6 protein-coding genes are annotated in these 18,527 nt (G+C 72.4%); all 6 read right to left on the minus strand.

Features of this window, described 5'->3' with window-relative positions:
- Positions 1 to 200 precede the first annotated feature (200 nt).
- Genes ACFVGO_RS27665 through ACFVGO_RS27690 form a run of 6 tightly spaced genes read right to left on the minus strand, consistent with a single transcriptional unit; the run spans position 201 to position 18,503 of the window.
- Positions 201 to 452, minus strand: a complete 252-nt coding sequence (locus ACFVGO_RS27665; RefSeq protein ID WP_359899092.1) for an acyl carrier protein — start codon at positions 450 to 452, stop codon at positions 201 to 203.
- Positions 453 to 481: 29 nt separating this feature from the next.
- Complete coding sequence (locus tag ACFVGO_RS27670; RefSeq protein ID WP_380351981.1) at positions 482 to 1,333, minus strand: 3-hydroxyacyl-CoA dehydrogenase family protein; 852 nt, start codon at positions 1,331 to 1,333, stop codon at positions 482 to 484.
- Between the two features lie 47 nt (positions 1,334 to 1,380).
- Positions 1,381 to 6,780 (minus strand): SDR family NAD(P)-dependent oxidoreductase, encoded by a 5,400-nt coding sequence (locus ACFVGO_RS27675; RefSeq protein WP_380634666.1) that lies wholly within the window; start codon positions 6,778 to 6,780, stop codon positions 1,381 to 1,383.
- On the minus strand, positions 6,780 to 11,330 hold the full coding sequence (locus ACFVGO_RS27680) for an SDR family NAD(P)-dependent oxidoreductase (protein WP_380634711.1): 4,551 nt from the start codon (positions 11,328 to 11,330) through the stop codon (positions 6,780 to 6,782). Before ACFVGO_RS27680 ends, ACFVGO_RS27675 begins: the two co-directional genes overlap by 1 nt.
- Positions 11,330 to 15,970 carry an SDR family NAD(P)-dependent oxidoreductase gene (locus ACFVGO_RS27685; RefSeq protein WP_380634668.1) on the minus strand — a complete coding sequence of 1,547 codons (4,641 nt, stop codon included), beginning with the start codon at positions 15,968 to 15,970 and terminating at the stop codon, positions 11,330 to 11,332. The genes ACFVGO_RS27680 and ACFVGO_RS27685 overlap by 1 nt, the downstream gene beginning before the upstream one ends.
- Positions 15,963 to 18,503: an amino acid adenylation domain-containing protein gene (locus ACFVGO_RS27690; protein ID WP_380634670.1), complete on the minus strand. Its 2,541-nt coding sequence runs from the start codon at positions 18,501 to 18,503 to the stop codon at positions 15,963 to 15,965. Before ACFVGO_RS27690 ends, ACFVGO_RS27685 begins: the two co-directional genes overlap by 8 nt.
- Between the last annotated feature and the right edge of the window lie 24 nt (positions 18,504 to 18,527).

Here is an 18,527-nt window from a genome sequence, read left to right on the forward strand (position 1 = left end):
GTGACGGACGCCGCCGGGTCGGCCTGGACGACCGGCTCCGACGGCTTCCTCGCCGCCGCGGGGGGGGGGGGGGGGGGGGGGGGGGGGGGGGGTTGGGGGGGGGGGGGGGGGGGGGTTTTTTTCTTGGGGGGGGGGGGGGGGGGGGGGGGGGGGGGGGGGGGGTGGCGGGACCCCCCCGCGTCCGTAGGTGGGACCAGGGACTAGGCCGCCGTAGCCGTCCGCGACGTGACCAGGCGGACGAGACCGTCGACCGTGCGGAAGTTGTCGAAGTCCATGTCCGCCGGGCCGAGGGTCAGGGCGAAGTCCTTCTCCACGAAGAGCGCGAGCTGCATCGCGAAGAGGGAGTTGACGTAGCCGAGGGCGAAGAAGTCGTCGTTGTCGGCGAGCGGCTGGCCGGCCAGGTGCGGGGCGAGGAACTCGCGGACCCGGGCGCGCACGTCGTTGTTCGTCATATCAGGTTTCTCCTTGGGTAGTTCGAGGATCAGTAGGTGTAGAAGCCCTGGCCGGTCTTGCGGCCCAGGAGTCGTGCGTCGACCATCTTCTGGAGCAGGGGCGCAGGGCGGTACTTACTGTCCTTGTAGCTCTCGTACATGACCGTGATCGAGTTCAGGATCGTGTCGAGGCCGATCAGGTCGCCGGTCTCCAGGGGCCCCATCTTGTGGCCGAAGCAGCCGCGGAACATCTTGTCGACGTCCTCGGCCGAGGCGATCTGGTCCTGGACGCAGAAGACGGCCTCGTTGATGGTCACCATGAGGACCCGGTTGGTGATGAAGCCGGGGGCGTCCTGGACGACGATGCCCTCCTTGCCCATGTCCGACAGCAGCCCGAGCGCGGTGTTCAGCGTCTCCTCGCTGGTGAAGTGGCCGCTGACAACCTCGACGGTGTCCATCATCGGGACGGGGTTCATGAAGTGCAGCCCGAGGATCTCGGCCGGTCGCCCGGTGACCGAGCCCACCCGGGTGATCGGCACGGCCGAGGTGTTCACGCCGAAGATCACTCCGGGGCGGCAGATGGTGTCGATCTGCTCGTAGACCGTGCGCTTGATGTCCCAGTCCTCGGTGACGTTCTCGACCACGAAGTCGGCGTCGGCCAGCGAGGTGAGCTCGGTGCCGGTGGTGATCCGGGCGAGGACGGTCTTGGGGTCCTCCTTCAGCGGCTTGCCGAGCAGCATCGGCTGGACCAGCAGGTCACGGCCGATCTGGGCCACCGCGCTGTCGAGCTGAGCCAGTGAGATGTCCACGAGGATCACCTCGAACCCGGACTCCGCGAAGGACTGGGCGACGCCGCGGCCGATCGTGCCGGCGCCGATCACGCCTACGGTTCGGATGCTCACGGGGATACCACCTTTGCGGGATAGAAGGGGGGAGTGGGGGTGCCTGGTCAGGCCCGGGCGTCCCTGGTGTCCAGGTGGTCGGCGAGATCCGCGATCGTGACATAGCGGAACAGGTCGACCATGGAGACCCGGATGTCCATGATCTTCTGGATGCTCTGGGCGATCCGGAGTGCGGCCAGCGAGTCCACCCCGAGCGCGAACGAGGTGTCACGCACGTTGAGTTCGGTGAGATCGAGCTCGCGGGCCCAGATCCGGGCGAGCGCGCGCTCGGTGTCGCTGAACTCGCCGCTCTCCTTGCCGAAGAGCTTCGGCTCGCCGTCGGACGGCGTGCCGTCCGGCGGCGCGGCGGATTCGCCGGCACTGCTGCGGGCCGCGGCGATGGCCTGCCGGATCGGGACGGCCAGCACCAGCGGCGCGCGACGCAGCAGCTCCGCGAGCTCGCCGGACCCGCCCAGCTTGCGGTAGTTGACCTCGCCGACGATCACCGGGGTGCAGGCCGAGGCGAGGATCTCCTCGAAGCTGCTGAGACCGTCCTCGACCGACACCGACCGGAAGAAGCCCTGGTCCTGCTGGACTCCGTGGTCGAAGGCCATGCCGGTTTCCAGCCAGTCGCTCCAGTCGACCGTCACCGTCCACCGGCCGCGCGCGGAGCGCTGCTCGGCGAACTGCTCCAAGTAGCTGTTGGCGGCCGTGTAGTCGCCTTGCCCGGCCGCACCGAAGATCGCCACCGTGGAACCGAAGTTGACCATGCAATCCGGCGGATCGTCCTGGGTGACGAGGTCCAGCACGGTGGCGCCGAGCACCTTGGGGTTCAGAGTACGACGGAAGGTCTCCGCGTCCTTGCGGAAGAGGAAGCCGTCCCCGGCCACACCGGCCGCGTGGACGACGCAGCCGATCGCGCCGAGATCGGCGCGGATCTTCGCGACGACTCCCTCCATGACCGCCAGGTCGGTGACGTCACCGGAGTAACTGCGAACTTCGGCGCCGTTCCGCTCCAGTTCACGCAGTGCCTCGATCTGCCCGCGCAGCTTGGCGTCGGTGACCTCGTCCCACCGCTCGCGCGGCGGCAGTTCGGTGCGGTTGACCAGGGCCAGCCGTGCACCCGGCCCCGAGCGGCTCAGATGGCGGGCCACCGCGAGTCCGAGTCCGCCCAGACCGCCGGTGATGAGGTACACCCCGTCCGGGCGGACCGGCGCGGACCTCGGCTGCTCCCGCAGGTGCACCGGTGCGAGCTCCGCGACGTACCGGTGCCCGTCGCGCAGCGCGACGGTGGCGGGTGTCCGGGCTCCGAGCAGTTCGGCACAGACGGCCTCGGCGCCGGTGTCGCCGGCGATGTCGAGGCAGAACACCTCGGTGTCCCTGTACTCCTGTCCGATCACCTTCGCCAGGCCGAAGAGCGTCGCGTGGACCGGGGCCGTCGCCGGCTCGGTGCCGGTCACCCGTGCCACCGAGGGGGCGACCACGCTCAACCCGGCCGGGGCCACGCCGCGCTCGGAGAGGCAGCGGGCCAAGTGGAACAGGCTGTGGACGCCGTGGCCGAGCCTGGCCTCCAGGAGCGACAGATCCTGCTGGACGCCGTCGTCGGCAGGGGCCGCGACGTGCACGACCTCGTCCGGGAGCTCCGCACCGAGTGCGTCCAGCAGCCGACCGAAACCCTCCGGGGTGGGCGGCACTTCGTACCGGTCCGGAACCGTCTGCTGCCACCGGTCTGCGAGTACCGCCTCGGCGACGCCGACGCCGCGCGCACGCAGTGCGGCACTCAGCTCGGCGCCGATACCGCCCTGCTCGCCGATCACCAGGACCCGGGCGGGCAGGGCCCGGCGCTCCTCGGGTGCCGGTGCCGGGACCCATCGGAGGGTGTGATGACGGGTGTGCGGGCGCAGCTGCGCGACCGTGCGCTTGGCGTCGGCGACGCGCTTCACGGTGAAGCCGCGGATCTCGGCGGCGGTGGCCCCCGACTCGTCGCAGATCACCACGTCGACCTTGCGGAACTCGGCGTTGTTCGCATAGCCCGGATGCGGTTGGACGAAGCTCAGGCCGCGAGCGGGCAGCGGGCCGTGCAGGAGCAGCGAGTCGTAGCCGACCGGGAGGAAGAAGTCCCTGTCGCCGAGGGCGAGTCGACGGTCGGCGGGAGTCTCCAGGACGGCGAAGCCACTGAAGCCGGTGGCCTGATCGAGCAGGGTCGGGTGCAGGAGGTGGTCCTGGCACTCGGCCCGGTACTGCTCGGGCAGGTCGAGTACGCCGAGGGCGGCCCGGACGCCGAGGTGCACGGTCGGGAGGCTGCTCCGCCAGCGATCGCCGAACTCCATCACCTTGTGCTCGGTCTGCCGCCGGGCGATGTCCACGCTCTCCAGCGAGCAGAGCTCGCGCAGAGCTGCCGGATCCTGCAGCGGCGCGGGGGCGGTGTGCGGCTCGACACTCACCACGCCCTGGACGTGCACCGTCCAGTGGTCGCTCGCCGGGTCGTGACTGGCGACGGTGAACTCGGCCCGCAGGTCGTCGATTTCCCGGACGGTCGTGTGTGCGGTACGTGGGGCCCCTTCCTGCACCAGCAGCGGGACGAGGAAGGTGACGTCGCACAGCTCGGTGACCGGCCGGCCGAAGTGCAGGGAGGCGGCGGCGCGGGCCATCTCCAGGTACGTGGTTCCGGGGACGATCGCCTCTCCGAGCAGCTTGTGCTCGGAGAGTACCCAGTGCAGCTCCAGCGAGAACTCGGTGAGGAAGACGGACTGGCCCGTCGACCGGAGCAGGACCTGGTCCAGCAACGGGTGCGGGCCGGGCGTGCGCTGGACCGCCGCCTGCGGGATCCGGGGCTCCAGCCAGTAGCGCTTGCGCTGGAAGGGGTAGGTGGGGAGGGGGATGCGGCGGCGCTGCTGCTGGGCGAAGTAGGCGGCCCAGCTGGGCCGGGCGCCGGTGAGCCAGAGGCTGCCGAGGGTGCGCTGGATGATCTCGGTGGCGGTACGGCGGTCGCGCTTGTGGGGGAGCGAGGCGAGAGCCGTGGCCTCGATGCCCGCACTGGTGAGGATGCGCCGGGCGAGGCTGCTGAACGTCTGGCCGGGGCCGACTTCGAGCAGGGTGACGTGCGGCTCGGTGGTGGCGGTCCGGACGCCGGCGGAGTACTCGACGCAGGCGCGGACGTGGTTGCCCCAGTAACCCGGGTCCACCGCCTGGCCGTCGGTGATCCACGTGCCGGTGAGGTTGGAGACGAACGGCACCTGCGGAGCACGGCGGTCGACGGCGGCGACGGCGGCGACGAACTCTCCGACCATCGGCTCCATCAGGTGGGAGTGGAAGGCGTGGGAGGTGGCGACGGGCTGGGTGGCCCAGCCGTGTTCTTCGGCGAGGGTGGTGAAGGCCCGGATGGCGTCGTGGGGGCCGGAGACGACGCAGTCGCGGGGGCCGTTGTGGGCGGCGAGCGAGAGGCCGTGGGGCAGGGCGGCTTCAACGGTGGAGCGGTCGGCCATCACGTTGAGCATGGCGCCGGGGGCCTGGGCCTGCATGAGGCGGCCGCGCAGGGCGACGAGGTGGAGGGCGTCGGGGAGGGTGAAGACGCCCGCGACGCAGGCGGCGACCCACTCGCCGAGGCTGTGGCCGAGCATGGCGGTGGGGGTGATGCCCCAGGACTGCCAGAGCCGGGTGAGGGCGTACTCGACGACGAAGAGGGCGGGTTGGGCCCACTGAGTCCGGTCGAGTCGGCTGTCCTCGGTGAAGATCACCTCGCGGATGTCCTGGTCGAGCTGCGGCCTGAGCAGCTCGGCGCACTCGTCGACGCAGGCGCGGAAGACGGCTTCCTGCTCGTACAGGTCACGGGCCATGCCGGAGTGCTGGGAGCCCTGGCCGCTGAAGACGAACACCAGCGGTGTGGCGCCGCCCGCGACGTGACCGGTGACGACGTTGGCCGGGTCCCGTGCCTCCAGAGCGGCCGCGACGGCTTCGGCGGAAGAGCCGGTGACGGTGCGGCGGTGGGGGAAGGTGCGGCGGCCGGTGGCCAGGGTGTGGGCGGCGTCGGCGAGGTTGGGTTGTTCGCGGCGCAGGTGGGCGGCCAGTCGGTCGGTGGCTTCTTCGAGTGCCTGCGGGGTGCGGGCGGAGAGGATGAGTGTTTCGGTGGGGCGTGTGCCGGCCGGGGAGGCTTCGACGGCCGGGGCTTCTTCGAGGATGAGGTGGGCGTTGCTGCCGCCGAAGCCGAAGGCGCTGATCCCGGCGCGGCGGACGCGGCCGTCGGTGCGTGGCCATGGGCCGGTCTCGGCCTGGACCCGGAAGGGGCTGTTGGCGAAGTCGATGTCGGGGTTGCCGCGGGTGTAGTTCAGCGAGGCGGGGAGGAGTTCGTGCTTGAGCGCGAGCGTGGTCTTGAGCAGGCCCGCGATGCCGGCGGCGGCGTCGAGGTGGCCGATGTTGCCCTTGACCGAGCCGAGGGCCCAGGACCCGGTGTCGCCGAACGCCCGCGACAGCGCCTGCACCTCGATCGAGTCACCGATCACGGTGCCGCTGCCGTGCGCCTCGACGTAGTCGATGTCCTCGGGGTCGACCTCCGCGACGGTCAGCGCCTCCGTGATCACCTCGGCCTGACCGCCGACGGTCGGGGCGGTGAAGCTCGCCTTGACCCCACCGTCGTTGTTGATCGCCGATCCCTTGATCACGGCGTGGACGGTGTCGCCGTCGGCCAGCGCGTCCTCCAGCCGCTTCAGGGCCACCACGCCGACACCGTTGCCGAAGACCGTGCCCCGGGCGTCCGCGTCGAACGGGCGGATGTGTCCGTCCGGGGAGAGGAAGGCCCCCTCCTGGTAGGGGTAGCCGGTGTTCTCCTGCACCTTGTAGGAGACCGCACCCGAAAGGGCCATGTCGCACTCGTAGTTGAGCAGGCTCTGGCAGGCGGCGTGCAGCGCCACCAGCGAGCTGGAGCAGGCGGTCTGGACCGGGAAGCTCGGCCCCCGCAGGTCGAGCTTGTACGACACCCGGCTGGTCAGGAAGGCGAGTTCGAAGCCCAGGCCGACGTTCTCACCCTTGATCGCCTCGCCCTGCTCCAGGTTGCCGAGAATGTTCCCGAGGTAGGCGGTGGTACTGGCGCCGCCGAAAACGCCGGTTCTGCCCTCGCACCGGGCGGCGTCGTATCCGGCGTGCTCCAGCGCCTCCCAGGCCGTCTCCAGGAAGAGCCGGTGCTGCGGGTCCATGATCTTCGCCTCGCGGGCGGTGTACCCGAAGAACTCCGCATCGAACAGGCTGATGCCCTCGAACCTGGGTGCGGCCTTGACGTAGTGGGGCCGGCCGAAGACCTCGGGCGGCACCCCGGCCGCCGTCAGCTCCTCGTCGGTCAGGGCGACGATCGACTCGACGCCGTCGCGCAGGTTCGACCAGAACTCGGTCAGGTCCCCCGCGCCGGGGAAGCGTCCCGCCATCCCGATGATCGCGACGCCGTCCCGTTCCGGGAGATCCGTGAACTCATTGGTCATCATTCGCCCCTTGCTGTCCGACGCCGTTGCTGGTGCTGACGCCGGCGCTGCTGCATCTTCTCTCTGCGTTCCTCAAGTGCCTTGAGGTTGCTGCCCGTTGTCTGCTGCAGGGGCTGCTCGGCCAGGCCGGCCAGGTGTGCCGCCGTCAACCCCTCGTACAGGTCGCCGAGGGCGAGCTTCGTGCCCAGCCGGGTGTTGATGGTGCTCACCAGCTGGATCGCGATCAGGGAGTTGCCGCCCAGATCGAAGAAACTGTCCTGGATGCCGACCGTCTCGATGCCCAGCAGCTCCTGCCACAGCTCGCAGATCGCGCGCTCGGTGTCGCCGCGCGGTGCCACGAACTCGGTGAGGATGTCCGGGCGTTCGTGCGCGGCGCTACGGGGCTCCGCGGTGTCGCCCTGCTCCAGCGAGAAGGCGTTCTCGAACAGCGCCGAGAGCTCGGCGGGCGACACGATGACCTGCGACTCCGAGACGCCGGCCAGGATCGTGTCGAGGGCCCGCAGCCCTTCGGCGGGCGACATGGCGCGCTCGTCCACCTGCTCGACGCCGGACGGCGCGGCGGTACCGACCGCCATGCCGATCTCCCGCCACGGACCCCAGTCGATCGAGATCACCCGCCGGGTGCGCCCCCGGTCCTGGGCGAAGGCGTCGAGGAAGCAGTTGGCGGCGCAGTAGTCGACCTGGCCGACACTGCCGATGTTCGCGCCGTTCGAGCCGAACAGGACCAGGAAGTCCAGCTCCTGGTCCGCCAGCACCTCCTCCAGCACCAGGGTGCCGTGCACCTTCGGGAGCAGGACCTCGGCGGCCGCCCGGAGGTCCTTGAGCTGGATCAGGCCGCCACCGGCGACGCCCGCCGTGTGGAAGGCGCCGTGGATGGCCCCCCACCGCTGGGTGGTCCGCCGGACGGCCTCGCTCATCGCCGCCCGGTCGCTCACGTCGGCCTGGAACACCAGGAGCTCCGCACCCGCGTCCCGCAGGCGGACCAACTCCCGTACGGTGTCAGCGAGTCGGCCCTTGCCCGGGTTGCCGGCGAGCCAGGAGTCCCACTGTGCGGCGTCTGGCAGCCGGGTGCGCGCGGTGAGCGCGATCCTCGCCCCCGCTGCCGCGAGGTGCCCGGCCAGGGCCAGGCCCAGGCCGCCGGTGCCGCCGGTGACCAGGTAGACACCGTCCTTGCGCACCACCGGCGACTCGTCGCGTCGGGGCAGCGGCTGCGACAGGTAGTGCTGGGACCAGCGGTGCCCCCCTCGGTGCGCCACCGTCTCCGTGCCGGGCTCCGGCGCTGCTGCCAACTCGGCCATCAGCTTGCCCAGTTGGGCCTGGGTGGGCGCTTCCTGGCAGTCGAGGTCGACGCTGCGGCAGGTGGTGCCCGGCAGCTCGCGGGGCAGCACGCGGCACGGGCCCAGCAGGGTGGCCTTCAGCGGCGAGAGCGGCTCGGCGCCGGTGACGTTGTGCACGCCGTTGCTGAGCACCCAGATCCGGCGCGGCTCGCCGTCCGGGTGCCGGACGAGGGCCTGGGCGAGGCGGATCAGACTCTCGAAACCGTGCTGGAGGCTGCCCTCCTCGCCCGGCGCGGTGACGCTCCAGCCGTGCACGATGTGGGTGGGCACACCGGCAGGGCCGTTCCGCAGGGTGCTGATCAGCCGCTCGTAGTCGGAGCTGTCGGCCGGGTCGATGGCGTAGCGGTTGCCTCCCCGGTCGGACCAGGCGCCGGCCGCCGCCACCACGGTGACGGTGGCACCGGCGGCCCGCAGCTGCTCGGTCACCGCCTCGCCCACACCCAGGCCGTCGGCGAAGACCAGCCAGTGCCGGGTGCGGTCCGGCCGCTCCCCGGCCGGGAGAGGCGCCCGCTGCCAGGACGGGGCGTAGAACCACTGCGTGATGTCGTCGCGGCGCGCCGCGGCACGACCGGTGGCCCGGGCCGTCGTGGCCTGTCGGTCGAGCCAGTAGCGCTTGTGTTGGAAGGGGTAGGTGGGGAGGGGGATGCGGCGGCGTTGTTGGTGGGAGTGGTAGGCGGTCCAGTCGGGTGTGGTGGTGCCGGTGAGCCAGAGGGTGGTGAGGGCGCGTTGGACGGTTTCGGAGGGGGTGCGGGGGTCGCGTTTGTGGGGGAGTGAGGCGAGGGTGGTGGCTTGGGTGGCGGTGTTGGTGAGGATGCGGCGGGCGAGGCTGGTGAGGGTCTGGCCGGGGCCGATTTCGAGGAGGGTGGTGCCCGGTTCGGTGGTGGTGGTGCGGATGCCGGTGGCGTATTCGACGGTGGCGCGGATGTGGTGGCCCCAGTAGGCGGGGTCGGTGGCCTGCTGGTCGGTGATCCAGGTGCCGGTGGTGTTGGAGACGAAGGGGGTGCTCGGTGCCTGGCGGGGCACTCCTGCGACGGCGGTGGTGAATTCCGTGATCACCGGTTCCATGAGGGGGGAGTGGAAGGCGTGGGAGGTGGTGACGGGTTGGGTGGGCCAGCCGTGTTCTTCGGCGATGGTGGTGAAGGCCTGGATGGCGTCGTGGGGGCCGGAGACGACGCAGTCGCGGGGGCCGTTGTGGGCGGCGAGCGAGAGGCCGTGGGGCAGGGCGGCTTCGACGGTGGAGCGGTCGGCCATCACGTTGAGCATGGCGCCGGGGGCCTGGGCCTGCATGAGGCGGCCGCGCAGGGCGACGAGGTGGAGGGCGTCGGGGAGGGTGAAGACGCCCGCGACGCAGGCGGCGACCCACTCGCCGAGGCTGTGGCCGAGCATGGCGGTGGGGGTGATGCCCCAGGAGTGCCAGAGCCGGGTGAGGGCGTACTCGATGACGAAGAGGGCGGGTTGGGCCCACTGAGTCCGGTCGAGTCGGCTGTCCTCGGTGAAGATCACCTCGCGGATGTCCTCGCCGAGGTGTGGTGCGAGGAGTTCGGCGCATTCGTCGACGCAGGCGCGGAAGACGGGCTCGTGCTGGTAGAGGTCGTGGGCCATGCCGGGGTGCTGGGAGCCCTGACCGCTGAACAGGAAGACCAGTGGCGCGGTTTCGCGGGTGGTGTGGCTGGTGGTGACGTGGGCGGGGTCGCGGGTCTCCAGGGCGGTGGCGATGGTGTCGGGGGTGGTGCCGGTGACGGTGCGGCGGTGGGGGAAGGTGCGGCGGCCGGTGGCCAGGGTGTGGGCGGCGTCGGCGAGGTTGGGTTGTTCGCGGCGCAGGTGGGCGGCCAGTTGGTCGGTGGCCTGTTCGAGTGCCTGCGGGGTGCGGGCGGAGAGGATGAGTGTTTCGGTGGGGCGTGTGCCGGCGGGGGAGGCTTCGACGGCCGGGGCTTCTTCGAGGATGAGGTGGGCGTTGCTGCCGCCGAAGCCGAAGGCGCTGATCCCGGCGCGGCGGACGCGGCCGTCGGTGCGTGGCCATGGGCCGGTCTCGGCCTGGACCCGGAAGGGGCTGTTGGCGAAGTCGATGTCGGGGTTGCCGCGGGTGTAGTTCAGCGAGGCGGGGAGGAGTTCGTGCTTGAGCGCGAGCGTGGTCTTGAGCAGGCCCGCGATGCCGGCGGCGGCGTCGAGGTGGCCGATGTTGCCCTTGACCGAGCCGAGGGCCCAGGACCCGGTGTCGCCGAACGCCCGCGACAGCGCCTGCACCTCGATCGGGTCGCCCAGCGAGGTGCCCGTGCCGTGCGCCTCGATGTAGTCGATGTCCGTGGGTGCGAGGCCCGCGCCGGCGAGCGCGGCGGAGATGACCGCGGCCTGGCCGGTGACGCTCGGCGCGGTGAAACCGACCTTCACCGCGCCGTCGTTGTTGATCGCCGAGCCCCTGATCACGGCGTGGACGGTGTCGCCGTCGGCCAGCGCGTCCTCCAGCCGCTTCAGCGCGACCAGACCGACACCCGTCCCGAAGACCGTGCCCCGGGCGTCCGCGTCGAACGGGCGGACGTGCCCGTCGGGGGACACGAAGGACCCGTCCTGGTGCAGGTAGCCGGTGCCCGGGTTCGGGTCGACGTGGACGCCACCCGCCAGGGCGAGGTCGCACTCCCCGGCGAGCAGGCTCCGGCAGGCGGTGTGGGCGGCGACCAGCGCGGTCGAGCAGGCGGCGCGCAGCGAGACCGCGGGGCCCTTCAGGTCCAGCTTGTACGACACCCGGGAGGCCAGGAAGGCGAGTTCGTTGGCCACCAGGATCTGGGTCCGGCCCAGGGTGTCCACGATCTGCTGGTGCGAGTAGACGTGCTGGACGTAGCGGTTGGCCCCCGCGCCGCCGAAGACACCGATGCTGCCGTCGTACCGGGCGGCGTCGTAGCCGGCGTGCTCCAGCGCCGCCCAGGCCGTCTCCAGGAAGAGCCGGTGCTGCGGGTCCATCACCTCGGCCTCGCGGGCGGTGTACCCGAAGAACTCCGCATCGAACAGGTCGCTGCCGGCGAAGGCGGGCGCGGCCTTGACGTAGTTCGGCTGCCCGAAGACTTCGGGTGGCACCCCGGCCGCCGTCAGCTCCTCGTCGGTCAGGGCGACGATCGACTCGACGCCGTCGCGCAGGTTCGACCAGTACTCGGTCAGGTCCTCCGCGCCGGGTAAGCGTCCCGCCATCCCGATGATCGCGACACCACCGCGCGCCGTCATCACCGCGCCGCCCGGAGGTTGTCGACGAGCGCGCCGAGGGTGCGTACGGTGGGGCCCTCGTAGACGATGGTCAGCGGTACGGCCACCGCCAGTTTCTGACGCAGTCGGTGGACGACCTGCAGGCCGAGCAGTGAACTGCCGCCCAGTTCGAAGAAGTTGTCCTGCACGCCGACGCTCTCCAGGCCGAGCAGCTCCTGCCAGATCTCCGCCACCCGGTGTTCGGTCTCGCCGTTCGGGGCGACGAACGGGTTGCGCAGGTTGGGGCGCTCGTGCCGTGCGGCCGGGGCCGGCGCCTCGGCCACCGGGTCGGCCCACAGTTCCTGACGTAGCGTCAGATCACCGGTGGAAGTGATGATCTGCGCTTGGGGCACCGCGTCGAGCAGGGCGTCGAACACCTGTCGGCCCTCGGCCGGGGTGAGTGCCAACTCTCGTACCGCAGCGCCGAGTTCGGAATTCGCCCGGTCCTCCTGGGAGAAGTGCCAGGCTTCCCAGTTGACGCTGGTCCAGGGCAGGGAGGTGCTGTGGTGCCGCTGGGCGAAGGCGTCGAGCGCGGCGTTCGCGGCGGCGTACGCCCCGAAGCCGAGTCCGCCGAGCAGCGAGGCGATCGAGGAGCAGATGACGGCGAAGTCCACCTGCTGGTCGGCCAGCACCTCGTGCAGCACCTGCGTGCCGTAGAGCTTGGGGCCGAAGTGCCAGGAGGCCTCCTCCGCACCCAGGACCGCGACCTCCCGGTGGGCCGCCGTGCCGGTGGTGCCGGCACAGTGCAGCACGCCGTCGATCGGGCCGAACTCCCGCAGGACGCGCTCCTTCAGGGCGAGCATGGCCGTGCGGTCGGAGACGTCCGTGGCGGTCACCAGCACCTCGGAGCCGAGCGCCTCGATCTCCTGGACGGCCCGGATCGCGGACCGGACCGCTTCCGGGTGCTGCGGATCGGCCCAGCTCTCGCGGGGCGGCAGACCCGTCCGTCCGAGCAGCACCAGGCGCACCTCGGCCCGGTCGGCGAGGGCACGGGCCATCAGCAGGCCGATCTTCCCGAGGCCGCCGGTGACCAGGTACACCCCGCCGGGGCGGACCGGGGACCCACCCCGCGGGCGCGGCGCGCCGGTCACGTACGTCGGCGCCCAGCGGTGCCGACCGCGCAGCGCGATGGTGCGCTCGGCGGGCGGGGCGGCGAGCTCGGCCAGCAGCCGGTCGACCAGCCCGGGTACGGCCTGCGGGCCTTCGGGGCGGAGGTCGAAGTGGACGCAGCTGAGCGAGGGGTACTCCTGCGGCAGCACCTTGCACAGGCCCTGGACGGTGGCCTTCGGCGGGCAGAGCGGCTCGTCCCCGAGGACGGCGTGCACCTCGGAGGACAGCACGTCCCAGCGCTGCTGACGTGTCATCAGCTCGGCCTCGGTGGCCTGGACCCAGTGGACCAGGCTGTCGAAGGAGCGGTGCAGCAGGGCCCGGACGTCCTCGGGCGCCGTGGCCCGGTCGGCGTCGTCGCCGACGCTCCAGCAGTGCACCACCCGACCGGGCAGCGGCCCCTCGGCGCGCAGCGCCTCGGCGAGTCGCTCGAAGTGCTCCGGCCGGGCGGGGTCGAGGACGTACTCACGCTCGTCCTTGCGGTGCCACTCGGCTCCCCGTGAGACCGTGCGCACGGTGGCGCCGAGACCTTCGAGGCGGTCGGCGAGGTGGTGGCCGACACCGGTCTCGTCCGCGAAGACGAGCCAGCGCTCGTCGGCCAGGCCGACCTCGGCGGGCTGCGGTGCGCCGGCCAGCCGCTGCCAGGACGGCGTGCAGAACCACTGGGGCAGGTCGCCGCGCCGCTGCTGGGCCGAGCCGCTGCCGGGCTGGGCGGTGCCGGGTTCGAGCCAGTAGGTGCGCCGCTCGAAGGGGTAGGAGGGGAGCGGGACCCGCCGGGCGCCGGCCGTGGCCGGGAAGGGGCGCTCCCGGCCGGCGAGCCAGAGGCGTCCGGCGGCCCGCAGGAGCGCGGTGCGGTCGCTCTGCCCGAGGAAGGCGCCGGGGAGGGACGGGAGGACGACCCGGTCGGTGCCGGCGGCGGCGGGGTGCTGGAGGGCCCCGGGGGTCAGGGCCGGCGCGGGGCCGATCTCGACGATCGCGATGTCCGGGACGGACCACAGGGTGGCCAGGCCGTCCGCGAACCGCACGCTCTCCCGTACGTGCCGGGCCCAGTACTCGGCGCTGGTGGCCTCGCCGTCGGTGATCCAGGTGCCGGTCAGGTTGGAGACGAACGGCACGGCCGGGGCGTTCAGCCGGACCGAGCGCACCAGTTCGGCGTAGCGCTCGACGACCGGGTCCATCATCGGGGAGTGGAAGGCGAAGCGGGTGGTCAGCCGGCGGGTGGCGATGTCGGCGGCCAGCAGTTCGCCGGCCACCCGCTCGATGCCCTCGACGGTGCCGGAGAGCACGCAGGTCTGCGGGCCGTTGATCGCGGCGAGGCAGACCTCCGCGTCGGTGTACCGTGCGACGGCCTCCTCGGAGAGCGGCACGGCGAGCATCGCGCCCTCGCCCTGCTCCTCGATCAGCCGGGCGCGCTCCGCGACCAGGCGCAGGGCGTCGGGCAGCGAGAAGACCCCGGCCGTACAGGCCGCGACGTACTCGCCCAGGCTGTGACCGATCATCACCTCGGGCTCGACCCCCCGGGCGGCCCAGAGCTTGACCAGGGCGTACTCGAGGGCGAACACCGCGGGGTAGCCGAGGCGTGGCTGGTCCAGCGGGTGCTCGCTGCGCTCCGGCTGGAGCAGCAGCCTGCTGAAGTCGAGGAGCTTTCCGGGGGCGGCGTCCGCGGACTCGTCGACGGTGAACACGAGTTCGCGGATGTCCGTGCCGAGCAACGGCTCCAGCAGTCCGGCGCACTCGTCCATCGCTGCCCTGAACTCCGGCTCCTGGGCGTAGAGTTCGCGCGCCATGCCGGGGAACTGGGAGCCGAAGCCGGTGAACATGAAGGCCACCGGCCGGTGCGGGGCCTCGGGCGCGGTCGCGGTGAGCAGCCGACCGTCGTCGCGGGCGTCGAGCGCCGCCAGCGCCTCCTCGGTGCCGCCGGCCACCAGCATCCGTCGGTACGGGAACGCCCGGCGGCCCTGCTGGAGGGTGAACGCGACATCGGCCAGCGGGAGTTCGGGGTGCGCCCGGAGGTGGTCGTGCAGCTGGTCGGTGGCCGCCTCCAGGGCCTCCGGGCTCTTCGCGGAGAGCACCAGCAGCTGCTCGGCGCCGTCGGCCTGCCGGGATTCGCGCGGCAGCTCCGGGGCCTGTTCGAGGATGACGTGGGCGTTGGTGCCGCCGAGGCCGAAGGAGCTGACCCCGGCGCGGCGCGGTCCGTCGCCCTCGGGCCAGGGCAGCAGCTCGGTGTTGACGTAGAACGGGCTGCCGGCCAGGTCGATCCGCGGGTTGGGCCGCTCGAAGTGCAGGGTGGGCGGCAGCTGCCCGTGCTCCACCGCCAGCACGGTCTTGATCAGGCCGGCGACGCCGGCGGCCGAGTCGAGGTGGCCGATGTTGGTCTTGGCGGAGCCGAGGGCGCAACTGCGCTCCCCGACCCCGGAGTAGGCCGAGGCGAGTGCGGAGAACTCGATCGGGTCGCCCAGGATGGTGGCCGTCCCGTGCAGCTCGATGTAGCCGATGCTCTCGGCCGGCACGTCCGCGTTCGCCAGCGCGGTGGAGATGACGGCGGACTGGGTGGCGGCGCTGGGCGCGCTGAAGCCGGCCCGGCGGGAGCCGTCGTTGTTCAGCGCGGAGCCCTTGATGACCGCGTGGATGTGGTCGTTGTCGGTGATCGCGTCCTTGAGGCGCTTGAGCACCACCATCCCGACGCCGTCGCCGCCCACCGTCCCCTGGGCGCGGGCGTCGAAGGTGCGGCAGTAGCCGTCCGGCGAGAAGATGCCGTCCGGGCGGTAGACGTAGCCCTTGCTCCTGGTCCCGTCGACGGCGACGCCGCCGGCCAGTGCGGTGTCGCACTGGTAGGCCAGCAGCGCCTGGCACGCCTCGACCACGGCGACCAGTGACGTGGAGCAGGCGGACTGGATGTTGAGGGCGGGGCCCTCCAGGCCGAGCTTGTAGGAGACCCGGCTGGCGAGGAAGTCCGGCCGGTTGCCGATCACCGTCTGCTTGTCGCCGAGGATCTGCGCGGCGCCGGGCTGGGAGGCGATGTTGAAGAGCAGGTAGGTGTTGTTGCCCGCGCCCGCGTAGACGCCGACCGGGCCGTCCTGCCGATCGGTGGCGTATCCGGAGCTCTCCAGGGCGGCCCAGGCGCATTCGAGCAGGACCCGGTGCTGCGGGTCCATGAGTTCGGCCTCGCGCGGGGAGTAGCCGAAGAAGGCGGCGTCGAACTTCTCGCTGTCCGCCAGCGGGTAGCCCGCGCCGACGAAGTTCGGGTCGGCCAGGGTGGCGGCGTCCACGCCCCGGGCGGCGAGCTCCTCGTCCTCGAAGCGGGTGACGGAGCAGACGCCCGCCTTGAGGTTGCTCCAGTACTCCTCGACCGTCCGGGCGCCGGGGAAGCGGCCGGCCATGCCGACGACGGCGATGTCCAGACTGTCGTCGAACTCGGAGAAGCCGTCGGCCCGCTCGGAGTCCAGCTCGGTGTCCAGCTCGGTGTCCAGCTCGGTGTCCACGGTGGGGTCGAGCTCGGGGGAGTACTCACTCATGGTGACCTCGCTTCGCTTGCAGCTGCTGCTGGCGGCGCTTCAGCAGGGCGTTCTGCTGGGTGCTCCTGCCGCGGGTGGCGGCCGGTGCCACCCCCTGCCTCTGCTGCGAGAGCAGCTCGGCCTGGGCCCGGACGGTGGTGTGCTGGAACAGGTCGAGCAGGTCGACCTCCCGGCCGGTCGTCGCCCGGAGCCGGTGGTGCAGTCCGACCATGAGCAGGGAGTGCCCGCCGATGTCGAAGAAGTTCTGGTCGGTGCCGACCGCCTCGGTGTGGAGGACCTCCTGCCACACCTGCGCCACCAGTCGCTCCAGTTCGTTCCGCGGTGGCAGCGGTGCGGTGGCGGGCTCGGCGGGCCGGGGCAGCCTGCCGCGGTCGACCTTGCCGTGCCCGGAGAGCGGCAGCCGGTCCAGCGTCACCATCGCCTGCGGCACCATGTGCGGGGAGAGCCGGTCCCGCAGGTGGCGCTCCAGCCCGGCGGTGCTGAACCCGGGGCCGTGCGGCTCGATGTAGGCGACCACCCGCCGGTCGCCGGGGACGTCCTCGCGGACGACGGCGATGGCGTGGCGCACCTCGGGGTGGCTCTTCAGCGCGGCCTCGATCTCGCCCAGGGCGACCCGGAAGCCGCGGACCTTGATCTGGTCGTCGCGCCGGCCGAGGAAGGCGATCGTCCCGTCGGCCAGGCGGCGGACGATGTCGCCGGTGCGGTAGAGGCGGTCGCCCGGCCCGCCGCCGAGGGTGTCGGGGACGAAGGCCGCCGCGGTGAGGTCGTCCCGGCGGTGGTAGCCGCGGGCGAGGTTGTCGCCGCCGATCAGCAGTTCTCCGGCGACGCCGACGGGTGTGGGACGGCCCGCCGCGTCCACCACGTGGGCCCGGGTGCCCGGGAGCGGAACGCCGATCGGCGCGGTCTCCCACTCCGTCTCCGGGTGGTCGGCCACGGCGAGGGTCAGCACACCGACGGTGGTCTCGGTCGGACCGTAGTGGTTGAAGACCCGGCAGTGCGGGACGAGGCGCTGGAGGGAGCGCAGCCAGCGCCAGTCGGAGGCCTCGCCGCCGATGACCAGCAGGCGGCGCGGCAGGAGCTCGGCGAAGCGCGGCGAGGTCTGGAGGGCCCGGAGGTGGGAGGGCGCGATCTTCAGGCAGTCGACCCCCCGGGTCTGCACCCAGTCGGCCAGCCTCTCCGCGTCCAGCGCGACGTCACGGGAGATCAGCTGGACCTCGCCGCCGGTGCACAGCGGCGGGGCGAAGGCCGTGACGCTGGAGTCCACCGTCAGCGGCTGCACCATCGCGTAGCTGAGCGGCCCGTCGATGCCGAGCCGCCGGACGACGGCGCGGGTGTAGCCGACGAGCTGGCGGTGCTCGATCACCACGCCCTTGGGCTTGCCGGTGGAGCCGGAGGTGTAGAGCAGGTACGCGGCGTCCCCCGGGGCCGAGTGCCCGGCCGGCGGGTCCTGGTCCGGCCGGCCGGCCAGCACGGTCAGTCCGGCGTCGAGCTCGACCACCCGGTGTCCGGTGTCGAGCGGGGCCGTCGCCACCACGATCCGCACGGCCGCGTCGGCGAGGATGCCGTCCCGCCGCTCGGCCGGGTCGTTCGGGTCCACCGGTACGTACGCGCCGCCGGCCTTGAGGATGCCGAGCACGGCCACCATCAGCCGTACGTCGCGATCGGCGCAGAGGCCCACCGTCACCTCGGGGCCGACCCCGTTCTCCCGCAGCAGGTGGGCCAACTGGTTGGCCCGGGAGTTGAGTTCCCGGTAGCTGAGGGCGGCGCCCTCGGAACGGACGGCGATCGCTTCGGGGGTGCGGGCGGCCTGCTCCTCGAAGAGCCGGTGGAAGCACCGGTCCGTCGGCTCGCCCGGGACGCCGTTCAGCGCCTCGACGACGCGTTCCTCCCCGGCGGTGAGCAGGGGCAGCTCGGCCACCGACCGGTCCGGATCGGCCGTCGCGCCTTCGAGCAGGCGCAGCAGGTGGTCCACCGCGCGGCGGGCGGTGGCCGGGTCGAGGACGTCGGTCGCGTGGACCAGGTGCCCGGACAGTTCGCCGTCGGGGCAGGAGAGCCGCAGGTCCAGGTCGCAGTGGGTGGTCCCGGGCACGGGACGCGGTTGCGGCCGGAAGGAGAAGCCCGGCCAGAGGTGGACGGCCGCGCCGGTGCGGACCTCTTCGGCCACCGCCAGCGCGGCGCCCGCCCGCCGGACCAGGTCCCGGAAGCTCCCGCCGGCCTCGACGCGGACCGGCGTGGTCACCCCGGCGCCGTTGGTCACCCCGACCGCGAGCTCGGTCTGGCCGCCGTACCGGTGCAGCAGGGCCAGGTGGAGGGCGAGGGCCGCCGCCGGGAGCCCTCCTCCGCAGGCTTCACCCAGGTGCCGCAGGGCGGCGGTCGCCCCGGCGGGGACGACGAGGGGGACCGAGCCGGCCCGGCGGTCGCGCCGGGCCGGAGGCGTCCGGTCCAACGGGAGCTCCGGGGCGGCGGGCAGCTCGGCGGGGCGCCCTTCGGCATCGGGGCCGGGCACGGGAGGTGCGGGGTGGCGCAGTGTCATGAGGGTTGCCTCGAGGAGTCTGGG

The sequence above is a fragment of the Kitasatospora sp. NPDC057738 genome, assembly GCF_042798815.1.
GTDB classification, from domain to species: domain Bacteria; phylum Actinomycetota; class Actinomycetes; order Streptomycetales; family Streptomycetaceae; genus Kitasatospora; species Kitasatospora lactacystinica.

Coding starts and splice junctions, on each gene's coding strand:
- ACFVGO_RS27665 (WP_359899092.1), bottom strand. CDS start 452: ATGACGAACAACGACGTGCGCGCCCGGGTCCGCGAGTTCCTCGCCCCG.
- ACFVGO_RS27675 (WP_380634666.1), bottom strand. CDS start 6,780: ATGACCAATGAGTTCACGGATCTCCCGGAACGGGACGGCGTCGCGATC.
- ACFVGO_RS27680 (WP_380634711.1), bottom strand. CDS start 11,330: ATGACGGCGCGCGGTGGTGTCGCGATCATCGGGATGGCGGGACGCTTA.
- ACFVGO_RS27685 (WP_380634668.1), bottom strand. CDS start 15,970: ATGAGTGAGTACTCCCCCGAGCTCGACCCCACCGTGGACACCGAGCTG.
- ACFVGO_RS27690 (WP_380634670.1), bottom strand. CDS start 18,503: ATGACACTGCGCCACCCCGCACCTCCCGTGCCCGGCCCCGATGCCGAA.